Here is a 14,214-nt window from a genome sequence, read left to right on the forward strand (position 1 = left end):
GCGCTCCCTACTGCCGGACGGTCTTACGGCGTGGAGCTGCGCAGCAACGCGTCGGCATCGGACAGGACCCCGCCCAGCCGCTCCAGCGCCACCTCGTCGCGCTTCACCGGCTCGTACGAGGGCCCCTCCGCCGTCTTCCAGCGCCGGGCCACCGCCGCCGGATCCTCGCCCAGCAGCAGGCCCGCGGCCTGGGCGGCCGCGCCGAGTGCGACCAGCTCCTCGGCCTGGGGCACCTGGACGGGCCGGCCACTGAGGCGGCGCACCGTCTCCCGCCACGCCGCGCCCTTGGCGCCGCCGCCGATGAGCAGCAGCGGAGCGTCGGGCGCGGCGTCCGCGTCCAGGACCCGGTCGAGCGCGGTGAGCAGCGCGAACACGGCCCCGTCATAGGCGGCCTGGAGCACCTGACCCGGCGTCGTGTCGTGGCGCAGCCCGTACAGCAGCCCGGAGGCCAGCGGCAGGTCGGGGGTGCGCTCGCCGTCGAGGAACGGCAGCAGGACGGCCGAGCCGCCCGGCTCCACCGCCTCGCGGTCGCGGCCGAGCAGGGCGGCGATCCGGTCCACGGCCAGCGTGCAGTTGAGCGTGCAGGCCAGCGGCAGCCAGGCGTCCCGCGCGTCCGCGAACCCCGCGACCACCCCGGTGGGGTCGGCGGGCCGGTGCGCCGAGACGGCGTAGACGGTGCCGGAGGTGCCCAGGCTCAGCACGGGCTGCCCCGGCCGCAGGCCGAGGCCGAGGGCCGCCGCCATGTTGTCGCCCGTGCCGGTGGCCACCAGGGCGCCGGCGGGCAGCGGCAGGCCGGGCAGATGCCGTACGGTCCCGGCCGCCTCCCCGTGCCGCAGGACGCGCGGCAGCAGCTCGGGGGAGAGGCCGACGCGCTCCAGGATCTCCTCGTCGTACGACTCGGTCGCCGACGCCCACCAGCCGGTGCCGGAGGCGTCGCCCCGGTCGGTCGTGCCCTGGCCGGTGAGCCGTTCGGTGAGGTAGTCGTGGGGGAGCCGCACGGCGGCGGTGGCCCGCGCGGCCTCGGGTTCGGTCTCCTTCAGCCAGGCCCACTTGGTGACGGTGAAGGCGGGTGCGGGCACGCTGCCGATCCGCTCCGCCCACGCCGCGGGCCCGCCCAGCTCCTCGACCAGGCGGTCGCGCTGCGGGGCCGACCGCACGTCGTTCCACAGCAGCGCCGGGCGCACCGGGCGCCCCGCGGCGTCCAGTGTGACCAGGCCGTGCTGCTGGCCGCCGACCGAGATCGCGGCCGCCTGCCGGGCGTGCGCCCCGCACTGGCCGAGCGCCGCTGCAAGCGCCCCCCACCACTGCTCCGGGTCGTTCTCCTTGCCGTCACCCCCCGCTCCACCGCCGACGGTGTGCGGCGCCTGGCCGCGCGCGACGACCTGGCCGGTCGCGGCGTCGACGACCAGCGCCTTCGTGGACTGCGTGGAGCTGTCCACGCCGACCACCAGCGGTCCCTCGGGCACGGGCACGGCTGCTGCTGCCATCGCGCTCTCCCTTTCACGTTCCTGTGTACGGCTGGTCAGGTGTGAGGCTGGTCAGTGTGAGGCCGACCAATCTCCGGCTGACCAGTGTCCGGCTGAGTGGGGCTTCCCCGGAATGCTCGTGCATACTAATTTGTAAAGCGCCATGACGAAATAGGCGAGGGAGCCGCCATGAGCTACAACCCCACCCCCGAGGACAAGTTCACCTTCGGTCTGTGGACGGTCGGCTGGCAGGGCAGGGATCCCTTCGGGGACGCCACCCGCCCGGCGCTCGACCCCGTCGAGTCCGTGACGCGGCTCGCCGAGCTCGGCGCGTACGGCGTAACGTTCCACGACGACGACCTGATCCCCTTCGGCGCCTCCGAGACCGAGCGCGAGTCACACATCAAGCGCTTCCGGGAGGCCCTGGACGCCACGGGCATGACGGTGCCCATGGCCACCACCAACCTCTTCACCCACCCGGTCTTCAAGGACGGCGCGTTCACCGCCAACGACCGGGACGTGCGCCGCTACGCGCTGCGCAAGACCATCCGCAACATCGACCTCGCCGTCGAGCTGGGCGCCAAGACCTATGTCGCCTGGGGCGGGCGCGAGGGCGCCGAGTCCGGCGCCGCCAAGGACGTACGCGCCGCGCTCGACCGGATGAAGGAGGCCTTCGACTTGCTCGGCGCCTATGTCACCGAGCAGGGCTACGACCTGCGGTTCGCCATCGAGCCCAAGCCCAACGAGCCGCGCGGCGACATCCTCCTGCCGACCGTCGGCCACGCCCTCGCCTTCATCGAGCGGCTGGAGCGGCCCGAACTGTACGGCGTCAACCCCGAGGTCGGCCATGAGCAGATGGCCGGGCTGAACTTCCCGCACGGCATCGCCCAGGCGCTGTGGGCGGACAAGCTCTTCCACATCGACCTCAACGGGCAGTCCGGCATCAAGTACGACCAGGACCTGCGCTTCGGGGCAGGCGATCTGCGGGCCGCCTTCTGGCTCGTCGACCTCCTGGAGACGGCCGGCTACCAGGGCCCGCGCCACTTCGACTTCAAGCCGCCGCGCACCGAGGACATCGCGGGCGTCTGGGCGTCCGCCGCCGGGTGCATGCGCAACTACCTCATCCTCAAGGAGCGGGCCGCCGCCTTCCGCGCCGACCCGGAGGTCCAGGAGGCGCTGCGCGCCTCGCGCCTGGACGAACTGGCGCTCCCGACGCTCGGCGAGGGGGAGACCCTGGCCGGTCTGCTCGCGGACCGCGCCGCCTTCGAGGAGTTCGACGTCACGGCCGCGGCGGAGCGCGGCATGGCCTTCGAACGCCTGGACCAGCTGGCGATGGACCACCTGCTGGGCGCCCGCGGCTGACCGCAGGCGGCGGCCGGCCCGCGTGCTGGTGGGGGCCGGCCGCCGACGGTATGGACGTGGGCCGGCCGCCGATCCAGCCCCCCGACGGGACCGGCGGCCGGGTTCCGGGGGACCGGAGCCGTCAGGGCGTCCAGTCGCCCAGCCAGTCCGCGATCTCGTAGTCCGCGGCCTGGGAGTCGCTGAGCTGAGGCCGGTCGGTGCTCGCCGACCCCGAACCCGCCCCGGTGTTCTTGTACTCGGCGAACCGGTCGTCCTTCCAGGAGAAGCCGCTCATATCCGTCCACGGGGTGGTCCGGACCGCGGCGCTCAGGGAGGTGTTGCGGACGATGGCCTGCGGGTCGAGGCTCGCGTCGCCGCCCGCGTGCCAGGGGCGGCCGAGGTAGTGGCTGCGGTCGCTGACATCGCCGGTGACGTTGCTGTTGATGATCAGGAAGCCGTGTTTGCCGGCCGCGGTCGAGGGCGCGGCCACGTATCCGGCCGAGCTGCCGTCGTACCGCTTGACCAGCCGTATCGTCGACTTGGTGATCACGGCGGAGGCGCGGCCGAAAATGAAGTCGACATTGCCCTGGATCCAGGCGTTGTTGACGTACACCCGGCCGACCTTGTCCTTGCTCGCCGAGTCCAGCAGCAGGGTGTCCTGGTCGCCCAGGGCCCCGATGTTGTCCAGGACGATCTTGTCGCCCGCGGTGCGCAGCGCGACCGCCTGCTTGTCGGTGATGCTGGTGTTCGCCTCGTTGAAATCGTTGACGAACTGCAGATTGCGGGCCTGGAAGTCGTCCGCCTCGACCGCGAAGGTCGCGCTGCCGCTGGTGCCGTAGGTCCCGCCGCCGGGCTTGGGGGTGCCCGAGGCGTTGTTGTAGACGATGGTCACGTCGTTCTTGCTGCTGGTGGTGCCCACCAGCCGGATATGCGGCTTGTTGCTGGGGATCTTCACGGTCTCGCGGTACGTGCCGGGCTTGACGGAGATGGTGACGGCGGAGGTGTTGTTCGCCGGCACAGCGTTGACCGCGGCCTGCACGGTGGTGTAGTTGCCGCTGCCGTCCTTCGCTACGACGATCGTCGCCGCGGCCTTGGCCTGCGCCGCCGGTGCGCCCGCGGCGACCAGCACGGCACCTGTGGCCAGGGCGAGTGGGGCGCTGACGAGCGGTCCAGTGAGGCGCCGCCGGGGGCGCCGGTCCGTTGTGGACATGGGGGGTGACTCCATCCCGTGGAGACGTGCCGGACATGCTGATGCCCTGCGGTTGCCGCGCGGGGCGGAAAGGTTGCCGGGTGGGGTTGGCCGGTCGGGGGTACGGGGCTGGTCTTCGCCGGGCCCGCGGGGTCGGGCACGCCCCGGCTACCGCCGGGCGGGGTGCCCGCGGCCTTCGGCCGGGGAGGCGTCTCCGGTCGGCGGTGGCCGTCGCGGCGAGGTCGCGGCCCGCCCGCCGCGGCGCGGCTCCGTGGCCGTCTTCGGCAGTGGTCGGCGAGGGGTGGCGGTGGACGGGCGCGGCGCGGACCCGACGACTGCGCCGCATGGCGCCGCGCCGAGGGCCGGGGGTCGGGGGTGCGCCGTGCGGCGCGGACGGCCGGGGTGACCTCGGCGGCGCGGGCGGTCAAGGGCCCTCTGCCAACCCCGGCCCTCACAGCTCCGGTTGCTGCCGGTCGCCGATGACTCTGCCACGGAGCGCCTGGTTCACCCTGGCGGTGCGGCGGCCCGCCGTCCCTCGCCCAAGTCCCCTCCGCGGCGCCGACGCTCAGGCGCACCGCCGAGCAGTGGGCGCCGCCCGGAGATGGCGGCGGCCAGTACGCCGCGGCGTGGCTGGGCGGCGGGCCCCGCCGCGCCGTCGGGCTGTCCTCTGGCCGCCGCGGGCGGTCGACGGCTCGGCGCGCGGACCGCGTCGCGTAGGACGGGGCGCTGTCCCGGGTCGGCCAGAGGACGGCGCGGCGGCGCCCTGGTGAGAGCGTCCCGTTCAGTGGCGGCCGCTGTCCCCTCGCGGGAGCAGCGGCCGCCGCCCGCGCGGCACCGTCAGCTCGTGGCCCTCGAACCCTCCGCCGCTGCCGCTACCCCCGACGCCGCGGGCGCAGGCACCGCGTCAAGGGTCGCCAGCGCCGCCGCCGGGTCGTGGTTCGACGGCCCGGCCGGCCACCAGCGGCCGCGCTCCTTGCGGTAGGGCCACCAGCGCCCGTCCCGGCCGTAGCGCAGTTGCACGTCCGTGCCGACCACCGTCCAGCGGTGGCCCGCCGCCCGCAGCCGCGGCGCCCGCTCCTCGCCCTCCCAGGCGGCGGCGAGCGAGGCGCGGGCCCGCGCAAGTGCCTCGTCGGCCGGGGTCCACTCCTCTTCCAGGACGGCGAGCCCGGCAGGCCCGCCGTGCCCCCAGGCGCGCACGGCACGCGCCAGTTCGACTCGGTCGCGGCCGCAGCCCGCGGCGAGACGGTCGGCGACACCGGCCGGAGGGCCGGCGGCGGCCAGCCGCACCGCGTCCTGCCAGAGTGTGAGCGCGTTCGGCAGCGGGGCCGTGGTGTGGCCGGGCGCCAGCGCCTCGGCCAGCAGCCGGTGGGCTCGTATCGCGGCGTCCGCCGCCAAGAACTCCAGCGCGGCGACGTCCAGCCCCGGCGCCGGGTCGCTGCCGCCGCTCAGCGCCGGCGGCCGACCGGGCTCGGCCACGGCCGGCGGGGGCGCGGGCAGCGGCGGCCGGGAGGCGGCAGCGGCGAACGCCTCCTGCGCCGACACGCCCTCCGGGGCGTGGCCTGCGGCGTCGTGCGGGGCGCGCTGCCCGGCGGCGCGCGCCACGCTGCGTACCTGGAGCTCGTCCAGGAGTTCGCGCTCCCCCCGGCCGCGCATCAGCAGCAGTACGAACGGGTCCTCGTCCAGCAGCCGGGCGACCTGGTAGCACAGCGCGGCGGTGTGCGGGCAGTGGTCCCAGGCCTCGCATCCGCACTGCGGCTCCAGATCGCCGATCCCCGGGAGCAGTTCGACGCCCGCGGCCGCCGCGTCCTCCGCGAGCTGCGGGGGCATGTCCCGGTCGAGCAGGGCGGCGATATGCCCGGCCCGGTCGGCGACCACGTCCAGCAGCCGTTCCCACTCGGCACCGGTCAACTCCTGCAGCAGCACATCGGAGCGGTGGGGCGTACGGTCGCGATCCCGTACCACCGCCGTGATCCGGCCCGGCCGTACGCACACCGCCCCGACCGCGCCCTCGCGCGCGTGTTTGCGCCCGCGCCCCAGCTGCTGCCCGTCGAGCGCCGTGTCCTCCAGCGCCTTCAGCCACGCCCGGCCCCACCAGGTGCTGGCGAAGCCGCGGCCGCGGGCGGGCGGCAGGGCCTCGAAGGTGCGCTCGCGCCCGTCGTACGCCGCCTGGCCGTCCCCGGTGTCGCTCATCGCTCGGTCCCCCTCAACTCCACGAGCTGTGCCAGCTCGGCATCGGTCAGTTCGGTGAGCGCCGCCTCCCCGGCGCCGAGCACCGCATCCGCCAGTTCCCGCTTGCGCTCGAGCATTGCGGCGATCCGGTCCTCCACCGTGCCCTCGGCGATCAGCCGGTGCACCTGCACCGGCTGGGTCTGCCCGATCCGGTACGCGCGGTCGGTGGCCTGCGCCTCCACGGCCGGGTTCCACCAGCGGTCGTAGTGCACGACATGCCCGGCCCGGGTGAGGTTCAGACCGGTGCCCGCCGCCTTCAAGGACAGCAGGAACACGGGCACTTCGCCCTCCTGGAAGCGGTCCACGAGCTCCTGACGGCGCGCCACCGGCGTGCCGCCGTGCAGCAGCTGCGCGCCGATGCCGCGCGCCGCCAGGTGGTCCTTGAGGAGGCGCGCCATCTGTACGTACTGGGTGAAGACGAGCACGCTCGCGTCCTCGGCGAGGATGGTGTCCAGCAGTTCGTCCAGCAGCTCCAGCTTTCCCGACCGGCCGGGGATGACGGGCCGGTCCTCCTTCAGATACTGCGCGGGGTGGTTGCAGATCTGCTTCAGGCCGGTCAGGAGCTTGACGATGAGCCCGCGCCGGGCCAGCCCGTCGGCGCCGGAGATCTCGGCCAGCATTTCGCGCACCACCGCCTCGTACAGCCCCGCCTGCTCCTTGGTGAGCGACACGGCGCGGTCCGTCTCGGTCTTCGGCGGGAGTTCGGGCGCGATGCCCGGGTCCGACTTGCGGCGCCTGAGCAGGAACGGGCGGACGAGCTTCGCCAGGCGGTCGGCGGCGGCCGGGTCGTTCCCGCTCTCGACGGCCTGGGCGTAGTGGGCGCGGAACCACCCGAGGCCGCCGAGCAGCCCGGGCGTCGTCCAGTCGAAGATCGCCCACAGCTCGGAGAGGTTGTTCTCGATCGGGGTCCCGGTGAGCGCGACGCGCGCCTTGGCGCCGATGGTGCGCAGCTGCTTGGCGGTCGCCGAATACGGGTTCTTGACGTGCTGCGCCTCGTCGGCGACCACCAGACCCCAGCCCTCGGGCACCGCCTCGGCCAGCCGTGGCGCGTCGAGGCGCATCGTCCCGTACGTGGTGAGGACGAACTCCCCGTCCGCCAGGTCCTCCAGGGTGCGCGCGGCGCCGTGGAAGCGGCGCACCGGGGTGCCGGGCGCGAACCGTTCGATCTCGCGCTGCCAGTTGCCCAGCAGGGAGGCGGGCGCGACCACGAGGGTGGGCCCGGCGGCCTCGGGGACGGCCTGGCGGTGAAGGTGGAGGGCGATCAGGGTGATGGTCTTGCCAAGACCCATGTCGTCGGCGAGCGTGCCGCCGAGACCGAGCGACGTCATCCGGCTCAGCCAGCCCAGGCCCCGCAGCTGGTAGTCGCGCAGGGTGGCGGCCAAGCCCGCGGGCTGGGTGACGGGTCCGTGGCGTGGGCCCTCGGGGTCGGCGAGACGGTCCCGCAGCGTGGCCAGCCAGCCGTCGGCCCGCACGTCGACGCCGGTGCCCGCGGCCTCGGTCCGGCCAGTCAGGACGGCGCCGAGGGCGTCGGCGGTGGTGATGTCGCGGTCCTCGCGGCCGCGGGCCCGGCGGACCGCCTCCGGGTCGATGACGACCCACTGGTCACGCAGCCGAACCACCGGGCGGGCGGCCTCGGCGAGCCGGTCCAGCTCCGCCCGGGTGAGCTCCTGGTCGCCGACGGCGAACCGCCAGCTGAAGCGGAGCAGCGCGTCGGCCGACAGGTACGAGGGCATCGCGGATCCGGCCGGGTCCGGCCCCTCGCCCTCGGCACCGCCCTGCGGGCCGACGACGGCACGCGCGGTCAGCCCCCGCGCCAGCTCCTTCGGCCAGTGGACCTGAACTCCCGCGGCGTCCAGCGCCTCGGCCGCCGGGCCGAGCAGTTCGACGACCTCCTCGTCGGCGAGGTCGAGCGCGTCGGGCACGGCGGCCGACAGCAGCGGTGCGAGCGGCGCCCAGGCGCGGGCGGCCCGGCGCAGCGTCAACAGCGCGTCCATACGGGCGCGCGGGCCCAGGGCCGCGGCGGCGGCCGAGGTGCCCGCCCACACCTCGGCGGCGTCCGCCAGCAGGGCCGGGTCGGCCAGGCTGTGGAGTTGCAGGACGGCGCGGAAGCGGGGACCGGAGGGGGCTTTCCCGTTTCCGTCGCGGTGGTCGTTGTTGCGCTCGCCATCGCCGTCGCCGTCACCATCGCCGGTGAGGTCACCGCTGCCGGTGAGATCACCGTCCAGCAGCTCGATCCGCAGCGACAGCCGGACGCCGGCGTCGTGCCCGGCGGCGAGATCCGCCGCCCAGGCCCGCTGCGCGGGCAGGCGCTGCGGCTTGGCCGCGGCGAAGGCAGGGCCGCCGGCGGCCAGGGCCGCCGCGGGCGAGCGCGGCAGCCCGTCCGCGACCGCGTCGAGGAACGCACGGATGTGCCGCTCCGGCTCCGGCAGGCGTAGCGGATCGGTGCCGGGCAGGGGTACGGCGTGGGCGGCCGGGGGCATGGCGGCGGCCAGGTCACGCACCCGCCGCAGATCCTCCTCGGCGAGCGGGCCGACGCGCCAGGCGTCGTGGTCGGTGGCCGTGAGCCCGGGCAGCAGCCGTCCGCGGGCGGCGAGCTGGAGGGCGAGCACCGCGGCGGCGCCCCAGAAGGCCGCCGTGGGATCGGCCTGGGAGGAGGGGGCGTGCGCGGCGCGTGCCCGGGCGCGGGTGAGCACCGGAAGCGCCTCGGCCAGGGGCAGGACGAGGGCCCGTACGGCGCGGATACGGATGCCCGGGCGGCTGCCGTCGGCCCCGGCGTTTCCGTCGTTCGCGTCGTCCCTGTCGTTCTCGGCGGCAAGGGCAGGGACCACGACGGTGATCTCTTCGGTGGTACCCGGGCCGGTGGGTTCCGGACCGTCCGGCCGCCAGAAGGCGACGCGTCCGGTCCGCGCGGGATCGGCGGGGAGGAAGACGGTGGTACAGCGGCTGAGTTCGGCGATCTCGGAGGGCGTTGCCACGGTGGGTGGTGTCACGGAGCTGACGCATTCCTCAAACTTGACTAGTGGGAGCCGCCGAGAGTACCTGACGAGTGGCCCGGCCGGGCGGGCGTCCGGTGTGAAGCACCTCACCTGCATCCTTCGCACTCAGGAACCGCACGCCGTCGGTGTCCGTTGACAGAAGTGAAGCGGCATGAGCCGCGAAGGAGGCAGAGGGAGATGTCCAAGCGCGCTGTGGCCGTCGCCGGGGGTGCGGCGATAGGAGTGATCCTGCTGTGCCAGCTGCTGCCGTTCTGGGCGGCGGTCCTGGTGATCGTCGGTGTTCCCACACTGGCGTACCTGATGCTCGACCCTTCTCAGCGGCGCAGACTGCGCCGGGTGTCGCGCAAGGAGCTTGGGCGCTGACCGCGGCCGTGGCAGCTGCCCCGTCCGCCGGTGACCGGCGCCGCGCCATCGGGTTCGCCCCGATGGCGAATTCCCGGATGGAAACCGGGAGAAGGGGCGCGGCGGGGGACGGCGGACCGTGGCGTGGCGGAGCCGGACCGCCGGCCGGGCTCGGGGCCCGGGGTGACATGCGCCTGGGAGTGACCGCGCAACACCGATCGCGGGTGTCACCCGGACCCCGTCCATCCGCGCCGTGAAGGCCCGGCCGGCCCGGCGGTCCTCGTCGCCTTGGCCCTGTCGGCCCGCGGTCCGATGTTCCTTAAATGACTTGTGCCGTTGACCGGCGCCGGGCCATGATCCGCACCATGACGCATGGAAAGGACGGCCTCGCGATCTCTCGGTGATCGCCCATGGCCGCATACGGAACTCCTCAGCCGCTGACCGCTTCCTGGCTCCGGGCGCACTTCGACCCGCTGCCCTTCCCCGCCCGGATGAGCGCCCTGGCTCGCTACGCCCGCACGCTCTCCCCGGGCGCCTGCAGCGCCCTGCGTACCGCCCTCGACACCTCCCCGGAGCCGGACGACCGGCACCTCGCGCTGTTTCTCGCCGTCGTCCGCCGCGACCTCGATGCCGTGGCAGCCGCTCTCGCCGACCCCCTGCTGCGGCGCCGCGCCCTGTCGGCGGCCATCCGGCTGCCGGTGCCCGAAGAGGCCCTGGCCCAACTCGCCTTGAGCGAGAGCCGTTCCGTACGGCATGAGACGTACCGCGTGCTGCGGGCCGGCCGGCGTACCGCGCTCGCCGACCGGCTGCTGCCGCGGGCGCACGCCGCGTACGGCCCCGCTGACGCCGCCCGTCTGCTGCCCGCGTGCTCACCCGGCGTGGCGGCCGAGTGGCTGCCCCGCCTCGACCCGCCGATCGGTGTCCTGCACACCCTCGCCCGCACCGCCCCGGCGGCCGTCGCCGCCCGGCTGGCGGCCGAATACGACGCGTGCGACGACTACGGCCGACGGCGACTGGCCCGCCGCCACCGCCTGTTGGCCGCCGTCGTGGCCGAACGCGACACCGATGCCGGGCTGCTGCTCTTCGAACGAGCGCCGACGCTGATCGACGGCCGCGGCGCGGTGGCACTGCTGCACAAGCCGCGGGAGGTGCTGGCGATCCTCCGGCGAGCCGCGTCCCGCGCCGACGGCGACGGCGACGGGGCTGGTGGGGTGGGATGGACGCCCACCCTCCGGCTGCCCACTGGGCCGCTGCCCCGGCCCGTGCTGCGGGCACTGCGCGCCCTCACCCCTGAGGAACTGGCCGAGCTGGCCGAAGCGGCCCAGTCGGGCGCCGGTGGCATCCGCTTGTACGGCCCCGACCGGCTCGACATCACCCCCGACCACCTGCTCACGCTCCTCCCCGCCGCGACACGGCGTCGCATCGTCGAAGCCCGCATCCCCGCGCGTGGCCTCGGCAGGAGGGCCCGCTTCAACGCCCTCGCCGCACTCGACCCGGCGGACCGCGCGGACCTTCTGCGCCCCGTCCTCGCCCGGCCGCACCGCTCGCCGACACTGCGCAACCAACTCGCCGCGGTGGCTCCGCTCGTCGACGCCGAACCGATCCTGCTCGAGGCGGCGGCGGGCCACCGCCCCTACGAACGCGCGTACGCCTGGCGTGCCCTCCTCGCATGCGCCGAGCTGAACGCCGACCCCGCGGAATTCGCGCGGATCGTGGCAGCCTGCGAGCGGGCCTGGCACGACAGGGAGGAAGTACGGCGCGTCGCGCTGGAGCAGGTCGCCGGCGCGCCGCGCCGGATGCTGGCCGCGGTACCGCTGAGCGTGTTGCGCGACGCGGCGCTGACCACCGTCCACTCCCGCGACTCCACGCCAGCCACGGTCGCCGCCGCCGAACGGTGGCTGCGCCGCACCACGGAGAGCGCGGCGGCTCGGGGAGACGCCGAACGGGCGGCACAGACGGCCCGTCTGCTGTGCCAGGTCGTACGCGACCCGCGCCGTCGCGGCCCGGTCGCGCCGCTGAGGCTCGACGCCCGGGCGGCGGCGGCCATCTGGGCCGGGACGGCCCCCGACCACGTCGGCGAACCGACCGACCGCCCCTCGGCCCAGGGCGGCGAACCGACCGGACCGGTTGGCTGGCCGAGCGGACCGAGCGGGCAGGCCGTCCGACCGACCGGGCAGACGGAGAGCCACCTCCCCGCCTCCCGGCTCGTACCCCTCGCGGAACTCCTCGCGCCCCATCTCGCCGAACTCCCCACGCTGGATGCGCTGGTGGGCCACACCGCGCTCGACGGGGAGGATCCCGGGACAGCCGCCCGCGCTGCCGCGGCATGGATCGCGGCCCCCGCCACGCGGGAGCGGCGCTGCGCCCAGCTGATCGCTTCTGACCCGTCGTTGGCCACCGTGGAGCCGGTGCTGCGGACCCTGGCCGCCCGCCGTACCGATCTATTGGAGGACGTATTGCGCGCCTCCCGGCACGGGTTGCCCGGTCAGCTGTCGCGCCGCCCCGCCGACCGCTGGGTGCCTCGTCTGCCGTACTCCGTCACCGGCCGGTGGACCGCGCGGACACGCCGCCTGCTGGACACCTACCTCGCGGCGGTGACCGCCGACGACGAGGCTCCGCCGCGCGCCCGCGCCGACGCGGCGGCCCTGCTGCGTGACCCGGCGCTCCTGGCAGACCTGGCGTCCAGCGCACCGCAGCCCGTGGCCGCGGCGGCGCTGACCGCACTGGGCGAAACCGCGGCGCTCGGTGCCTACTTCGACCGCCCGCCAAACACCCGCCAGACCGACCGGCGCGGCCCGGCCGACACGCTGAGCGGCGACACGCCCGACCGCGCTGCGGCCGACCCGGCCGTCGCGGAAGCGCATGTGACTGGTGGCGATGCGGTGGGTGTCGAGGTGCCCGGTGAGGTCGTGGGTGATGCCCGTGCCGTGGGACCAGGCGGGCCTGGCCCGGTCTGGCCCGATGCCTCGGAGCCGGGCATGGCTGACCGGGACACGTCTGCTCCTGGCGCGCCTGGCCGCGGCGCTGCCGGTCCGGGTTCGCGTGACTCCGCCATGCGCGAGGCGTCTGGCCGGGAGCAAGCTCGCCGGGCCGAGTTTGGTCCGGCGGAAACTCGATTGGCCGGTGGCGACGGGCCCGGCGTCGAGCCGCCCGGTGGGGACACCGTCATCCCTCGCCCCGCTGGCCCAGGCGCGTCCGGGCCGCAGACCGCTGACCGGGACACGCCCGTCGGCCCGCACAAGCCCGCGGCCCCCGACGTCGTGCTTTCTCTCCTCCTCCAACACGCCGGAACCGGCGGCGCCCGGGGGCGGGCGGCGATGGCAGGGGTGCGGCGCCTTCTGGGTGGCGTGTCCGATCGGAGGGCCGTCGCACTCCTCGCACCCGCTGTGCGCTCGGTGTCGGCGCCGGTCGGCAGCCGTAAGGAGGCCGTCCGCGCTCTGGCCGAGCTGCCCGGCGACGCGGCGTTCGCCGCGCTGCTCGCGGCCTGGGACGAGCCCGGGCAGCACCGGGACGTGCGGGTGGTGCTCGTACGCCCGCTCCTCGCCCGGGTCGGCGCGCCGGGCGTGGCCGACCGGCTGAAGGAGTGTCTGTACGAGCCGGCCGTCCTCGAGGCCGTGATCGTGAGCGATCCGGAAGCGGCGGGGATCCGTGCTCGCTCGGCGTACGCGTCCTTCCTCGCCGACGTGGTCCGTACCGGGGACGACGAGGCGGCCCGGGCCGCCTGCGCCGCGCTGCCGCACTGCATGGTTGCCAGGACGACCGGGACGTTCGAGGAAGGGACTGGCGCGCTGGCGGCGGCCGCCGTCGCCACGAACCGGCCGTCAAATGTGTGGCGCGCCGCGGTGGACGCGCTCGGGCGTGTCCCTGGAGAAGAGGGAGCCTCCGCCCTGCGCGGCGTGCTCGAGACCTTGGTCGCACGGACACACAGCGACACCGATACCGACACCGACACCGGCATCGACGACGACGGGGCGAGCGGACGAGGCGAACGCGCCGACGCGCTGCGGCGGCTCGCAGGGTGCGGGTCCGCCGTCATCAACCGGCTCGCCCAAGAGACGGCCGGTGAACTCTCGCCGGGCGACGCCGTGGTGGACGCGCTCCTGGCCGCCGGGCTGCGCCGCGAGGCCACCGGCGCCTTGGTGAGCGTTGCCTGTGCCGCCCTGCGCGCGGGCGACCCCGGCCTCGACCGCTGGGAGCGCTGTCTCTCGCTGGCCCGGGAACGGCCGGACCGCCTGCGCTTCGACGACTACGTCGCGTTCGATCACGACGACGAGCATGTGCGGGCGGCGGTGCTCACCGTCATCGGCGTGTTGCGCGAGCGCGGCGACGCAGCGGGTGGGCTGACGGCGCTCGCCTTGGTGAAGGGGATGGGCGTCAGGAGCGGCTGGCCGGACCCGTGGCGGGCGGAGATCGACGAGCTGTGTAGGCACCCCGACCCGGATACGGCCGAGGCGGCCCTCCTCGTCGATCCACACCGCCGCTGGTGACACGAGACGAGGGGTGGCGGTCCGCGGCCGGGGCGATCCGTACGCCGGAGTCCCGTCCACGCACCGGAGGCGGCGATTCGCGCACCGGTCAGGTGGGTGCCGCCCCACAGATCGGGGCGGTGCTCCCTGCCGGTGATCTTCGCCGTAGCCCACTGCGCAGTGCC

Annotated in this window: 7 protein-coding genes; 3 read left to right on the forward strand and 4 right to left on the reverse strand. The window is 75.1% G+C overall.

Annotated features, from left to right (window positions below):
- Positions 1 to 23 precede the first annotated feature (23 nt).
- Positions 24 to 1,487, reverse strand: a complete 1,464-nt coding sequence (gene xylB, locus ACH4U7_RS03300; protein ID WP_398526309.1) for a xylulokinase — start codon at positions 1,485 to 1,487, stop codon at positions 24 to 26.
- Between the two features lie 168 nt (positions 1,488 to 1,655).
- On the opposite strand from xylB, the gene xylA reads away from it, so the two are divergent.
- Positions 1,656 to 2,828, forward strand: coding sequence for a xylose isomerase (gene xylA / locus ACH4U7_RS03305; RefSeq protein ID WP_398526310.1), 1,173 nt, complete (start codon positions 1,656 to 1,658; stop codon positions 2,826 to 2,828).
- Positions 2,829 to 2,949: 121 nt separating this feature from the next.
- Here xylA and ACH4U7_RS03310 read toward each other — a convergent pair whose 3' ends face one another.
- From ACH4U7_RS03310 to ACH4U7_RS03320, 3 genes are all read right to left on the reverse strand, one after another.
- Positions 2,950 to 4,017: a pectinesterase family protein gene (locus tag ACH4U7_RS03310; RefSeq protein WP_398526311.1), complete on the reverse strand. Its 1,068-nt coding sequence runs from the start codon at positions 4,015 to 4,017 to the stop codon at positions 2,950 to 2,952.
- Positions 4,018 to 4,833: 816 nt separating this feature from the next.
- Positions 4,834 to 6,186: an SWF or SNF family helicase gene (locus ACH4U7_RS03315; RefSeq protein WP_398526312.1), complete on the reverse strand. Its 1,353-nt coding sequence runs from the start codon at positions 6,184 to 6,186 to the stop codon at positions 4,834 to 4,836.
- The gene (locus tag ACH4U7_RS03320; RefSeq protein ID WP_398526313.1) at positions 6,183 to 9,215 is read right to left on the reverse strand and encodes a DEAD/DEAH box helicase; all 3,033 of its coding nucleotides are present in this window, start codon (positions 9,213 to 9,215) and stop codon (positions 6,183 to 6,185) included. The genes ACH4U7_RS03315 and ACH4U7_RS03320 overlap by 4 nt, the downstream gene beginning before the upstream one ends.
- 183 nt (positions 9,216 to 9,398) lie before the next feature.
- On the opposite strand from ACH4U7_RS03320, the gene ACH4U7_RS03325 reads away from it, so the two are divergent.
- Together ACH4U7_RS03325 and ACH4U7_RS03330 are read left to right on the forward strand one after the other, a co-directional pair.
- Positions 9,399 to 9,584: a hypothetical protein gene (locus ACH4U7_RS03325; protein WP_089506083.1), complete on the forward strand. Its 186-nt coding sequence runs from the start codon at positions 9,399 to 9,401 to the stop codon at positions 9,582 to 9,584.
- Positions 9,585 to 9,973: 389 nt separating this feature from the next.
- Positions 9,974 to 14,050 (forward strand): hypothetical protein, encoded by a 4,077-nt coding sequence (locus ACH4U7_RS03330; protein WP_398526314.1) that lies wholly within the window; start codon positions 9,974 to 9,976, stop codon positions 14,048 to 14,050.
- Positions 14,051 to 14,214 lie beyond the last annotated feature (164 nt).

Origin of the sequence: Streptomyces sp. NPDC020845, assembly GCF_044334165.1 — a bacterium.
Classification (GTDB): domain Bacteria; phylum Actinomycetota; class Actinomycetes; order Streptomycetales; family Streptomycetaceae; genus Streptomyces.

What these genes read in the sequence shown, in the direction of transcription:
- xylB (WP_398526309.1), bottom strand. Translation starts at nt 1,487, where the DNA reads ATGGCAGCAGCAGCCGTGCCCGTGCCCGAGGGACCGCTGGTGGTCGGC.
- xylA (WP_398526310.1), top strand. Translation starts at nt 1,656, where the DNA reads ATGAGCTACAACCCCACCCCCGAGGACAAGTTCACCTTCGGTCTGTGG.
- ACH4U7_RS03310 (WP_398526311.1), bottom strand. Translation starts at nt 4,017, where the DNA reads ATGTCCACAACGGACCGGCGCCCCCGGCGGCGCCTCACTGGACCGCTC.
- ACH4U7_RS03315 (WP_398526312.1), bottom strand. Translation starts at nt 6,186, where the DNA reads ATGAGCGACACCGGGGACGGCCAGGCGGCGTACGACGGGCGCGAGCGC.
- ACH4U7_RS03325 (WP_089506083.1), top strand. Translation starts at nt 9,399, where the DNA reads ATGTCCAAGCGCGCTGTGGCCGTCGCCGGGGGTGCGGCGATAGGAGTG.
- ACH4U7_RS03330 (WP_398526314.1), top strand. Translation starts at nt 9,974, where the DNA reads ATGGCCGCATACGGAACTCCTCAGCCGCTGACCGCTTCCTGGCTCCGG.